Genomic DNA, 3,965 nt, shown 5'->3' on the forward strand with positions numbered 1-3,965 from the left:
GGTTCGACCGCGACCACCCGGGCGTCGCCCTCCAGCGCCGCCGCGACCCCCGCCATCAGTCCGCCGCCGCCGACGGCCACCAGGACGGTGTCGAGCGCACCGTCGGTCTGGTCCCGCAACTCCAGACCGAGGGTGCCCGCGCCGGCGACGATCTCCGGCTGGTCGTACGCGTGGCAGTACACCGCGCCCGCCGTCGAGGCGTACTCGACGGCGGCCTCGTACGCCTCGGCGTACTCGCTGCCCCGCGTGACCACCGTCGCACCGTACGCCCGCAGTCGCTCGACCTTGACCGGCGGCGCGCCTTGCGGGACGAACACCGTCGCGGGCACGCCGAGGTGCGCCGCGGCATAGGCGTTGGCGAGACCGGCGTTGCCGCCGGAGGCCACCACGACGCCGACGGACGGGTCGAGGTGGCCCTGTTCCTTGGCGGACCGGATCCGATTGAGCGCGCCGCGCGCCTTGAACGATCCGGTGTGCTGGAGGAATTCGAGCTTGAACACGGTCCCCGGCGGGACGAGGTCCGGGCCGGCGGTCACGACCGGCGTGCGCCGGACCAGCCCGGCGGTACGCCGCGCGGCGTCCTCCACGTCCGCACGAAAGATCATCGAGCTGTCCTCCCACCGCAGATCGGTCAGTTCGACCAGGCTGTCACCACGTCGGCCGACGCGCAGCTCGACGCCAGGAGCGACGAGCACTCCGGCGGACCGCGAGCGAGGCCACCTCGTCGCTGCGTGGCGATGCATACTCGGTATGCTTCGCCCATGCGATCTCAGCTCGGGCGAGTGGCTCGAACCGCACCGCCCGCCGGTCTTCTGCTCGGGTTCGTCGACTTCCTGTGGATCACGTTCGTGCCGTTTCCCCTCGGCGACCTCGGCAACTCCAGCGCCGTCTGGGCCGTGGCCGCCTTCGCCTTCGCGTACCGGCTCCGGTCCACCTGGCTGTGGGCGGCTGTCGGTGCCGCCATGGCACTGGTCATCGCGGTACCCAGCTACTACCTCACCGCGGCACTCGTCCAGGGCGACGACCTGGCCGTGCTGTGGGCTGCGCCGTCCGTGCTGTGGATGGGCTTCGGCGTCCTGGCCGGAGTGGTGTTCGGTACCGCCGGCACCTGGGCGCGTGGGCAGGGGTGGCGGCAGGTCCTCGGGGTGGCGCTACCGGGCGCGGTGCTGTTCGCCGAGGCGGTGATGCAGGCCCGCCGGATCGGGAACCCGAACTACGGTGACGACCCGTTGGCACACGCCGCGATCCGGGCCGTGCTCGGTGCCCTGGTCATCGTGCTGGCCGGCCGGACGAACCGCCAGCGGCTCCTCGCCCTGGCCGCGGCCGCTCCCCTGACCCTGGCCGGTGTCGGAGCCTTCCTGGTCGGCGGCTTTCGCTGACCCCCGCTCGGGCAGGACGGGCGCCGACCGGGGCGGTGACGCCGCCTAGTCCCGGGGGATCAGCCCGGGGCCGGCGACGATGGTGATGTCGCCGGCGTCGACCTCGTGACCCTGCTCGCAGCGGAGCACGGTGCGGACCGGGCAACCGCAGTCGCGGTGGGTGGCCAGCACCGGCGGGCCCGTCTCGTCGGCGGCCCAGGTGTCACCCCAGTGGCGCAGGGCGGTGACGACCGGCAGCAGCTCCTGCCCCTTGCGGGTGAGCTGGTACTCGTACCGGGTGCGCTGGCCCTGCTCGCGGTAGGGAGTCCGTTCGAGCAGGCCGGCGGCGACCAGTTCACGTAGGCGGGCCGCCATCGCCGGCTCGCCGATGCCCACCCGCCGGACGAAGTCGTCGAAGCGGCGGGTGCCGAGCAGCGCCTCGCGCATGATGAGCATCGCCGACCTGCTGCCCACGATGTCCATGGCCCGGGCGATCGAGCAGTTGGCCATCGACCACGCCTCCCGGTCCTCCCGCAGATCCTGCATGCCCTCAGCGTACGGGCTGACTTGCGCCAACGCTAGTCAGGGTGCTTCACTGGCTGGGCTGGCTTCTCATGACAAAAGTTAGATCGCTCCGGACAGGATGATTCATGGACATCTCGACCACGACCGCACTGGTCACCGGCGCGAACCGGGGCTTCGGCCGCGCCCTTGCCGGTGAACTCCTCGCCCGGGGTGCCACCGTGTACGCCGCCGCCCGCAACCCCGCCCAGATCGACCTCCCGGGTGCCCGGCCGCTGGAGCTGGACATCACCGACCCGGCCTCCGTGACGGCGGCGGCGGCCGCCGCCGGTGATGTCACGCTGCTGGTGAACAACGCCGGCTCGGCGACCGGCGCCGACCTGCTCACCGGCGACCTGGACCAGATCCGCCTGGAGATGGAGACGCACTACCTCGGCACCCTCTCCGCGGTGCGGGCGTTCGCCCCCGTCATCGCGGGCAACGGCGGCGGCACCGTCCTCAACGTGCTGTCCGTGCTGTCCTGGCTCGCCCTGCCCACCGGTGGCGCGTACGCGGCGGCGAAGGCAGCCGAGTGGAGCCTCACCAACGCCCTGCGCCTGCAGCTCGCCCCGGCGAACGTCCGCGTCGCGGGACTGCACGTGGGCTACATGGACACCGACATGACCCGAGCGGTCACCGCTCCCAAGCTCGACCCCGCCGCGGTGGCGGCGTACACGGTCGACCAGGTCGCGGCGGACGCCTACGAGATCCTCGCCGACGACCTCAGCCGGGACGTACGCACCAGGCTCGCCGGCGGCGTGGTCGCCGTCTACCCGCAGCTGTCGTAGCGGAGCCCGGCCCCGACGCACCCCCCTCACCCTGCAAGGAGTAGCTGTGCCCGAACAGCGGACCGCCACCACCGGGTGGCGGGAGCCGTCCGCGCCCGTCGCCGCCGCACCGGCGCGAACGGGACCCGTCCGTGGCTCGCACGCGGCGACCCTCGTCGCCATGTGCCTGGGCGCGATGGTCACGTTCCTCCACCTCACCGCGACCGTCTCCACGCTGACCACGATCCAGCGGGACCTGCGGATCGACCCGACCAGCCTGGTCTGGATCCCCAGCGCCTACACCCTCATGCTGGCCAGCCTCGTCCTCTCCGCCGCCACGCTCGGCAGCCGGTACGGCCGCAGGCGGATGTTCGGCGTCGGCGTCGCCGCCATGATGGCCGGAGCGGGGGTGGTCGCCCTGGCCACCACCCTCGGCTGGGTCGTCGCGGGACAGCTCGTGGCCGGCGCGGGCGGGGCGCTGATCCTGTCGAACAGCCTGGCGATCCTCGGCGTGACCTTCACCGACCCGCACCGCCGGACCGAGGTCGTCACCGCCTGGGCGGCGGCGTCCGGCGTCGGGCTGTCGGTGGGCCCGCTCATCGCCGGGGCCCTGCTGGCGCACGTCCACTGGCACGGCGTCTTCCTGTCCACGGTGGTGCTCGGCGTGCTCACCCTCGCCGTCACCACCCGCTGGGTGGCCGAGTCGCGCCAGCCCACCAGCCGTCTCGACCTGCCCGGCCTGCTGCTGGGCACGCTCACCGTCGCCGCCGGCGTCCACGCGCTGATCGAGGGCGGTCGCCACGGCTGGACCAGCCCGACGGTGGCCGCCGCGTGGCTCACCGCGGGCGGCGCACTCGTCGCCTTCGTGGTGGTCGAGCTGCGTACCGCCGCGCCGATGCTGGACGTCCGGCTGTTCCGGTCGCCGTCGTTCAGCGCCGTCATGCTCGTCGCCGCCGTGTCGCTGTTCGGCTTCACCGGCGTGTCGATCCTTCTGGTGCTCTTCCACGAACGCGCCCAGGCGCTCAGCCCGCTCGACACCGGCTGGCGGATGCTGGCGGTGTTCGGCCTCTACGCCCTCACCGCCTTCGCCGCCGGTCAGGCGATCCGCCGCACCGGCTTCAAGGCACCGCTCACCCTCGGGCTCCTGCTCGGCGGCCTGGCCAGCCTCGGACTGTCCACCCACACCCCGGCCCCCGCCACCGGAGCGGGCGCGGTCGATCAACTGCCAGAAGTCGTCGGTCCTCATGGCCTGGCAGTCTCCCAGACGCCGACGCCGATC

Annotated in this window: 5 protein-coding genes; 3 read left to right on the forward strand and 2 right to left on the reverse strand. The window is 73.0% G+C overall.

Annotated features, from left to right (window positions below):
* Positions 1-695 (reverse strand): pyridoxal-phosphate dependent enzyme (locus AB0I76_RS24395; RefSeq protein ID WP_357039720.1); only part of this gene is annotated, 695 nt, incomplete at its 3' end.
* Between the two features lie 66 nt (positions 696-761).
* On the opposite strand from AB0I76_RS24395, the gene AB0I76_RS24400 reads away from it, so the two are divergent.
* Entirely contained in the window at positions 762-1,379 is a 618-nt protein-coding gene (locus AB0I76_RS24400; RefSeq protein ID WP_357039723.1) for a DUF6518 family protein, read from the forward strand.
* A gap of 45 nt (positions 1,380-1,424) precedes the next feature.
* On the opposite strand, the gene AB0I76_RS24405 is transcribed toward AB0I76_RS24400, so the two are convergent.
* Complete coding sequence (locus AB0I76_RS24405) at positions 1,425-1,904, reverse strand: helix-turn-helix domain-containing protein (RefSeq protein ID WP_357039726.1); 480 nt, start codon at positions 1,902-1,904, stop codon at positions 1,425-1,427.
* 104 nt (positions 1,905-2,008) lie between these two features.
* On the opposite strand from AB0I76_RS24405, the gene AB0I76_RS24410 reads away from it, so the two are divergent.
* On the forward strand, positions 2,009-2,707 hold the full coding sequence (locus AB0I76_RS24410; RefSeq protein WP_357039729.1) for an SDR family oxidoreductase: 699 nt from the start codon (positions 2,009-2,011) through the stop codon (positions 2,705-2,707).
* A 46-nt stretch (positions 2,708-2,753) separates the two neighbouring features.
* The coding region (locus AB0I76_RS24415) for an MFS transporter (RefSeq protein WP_357039732.1) at positions 2,754-3,965 on the forward strand (1,212 nt) is incomplete at its 3' end.

The sequence above is a fragment of the Micromonospora sp. NPDC049799 genome (assembly GCF_040656655.1).
Taxonomy (GTDB): domain Bacteria; phylum Actinomycetota; class Actinomycetes; order Mycobacteriales; family Micromonosporaceae; genus Micromonospora.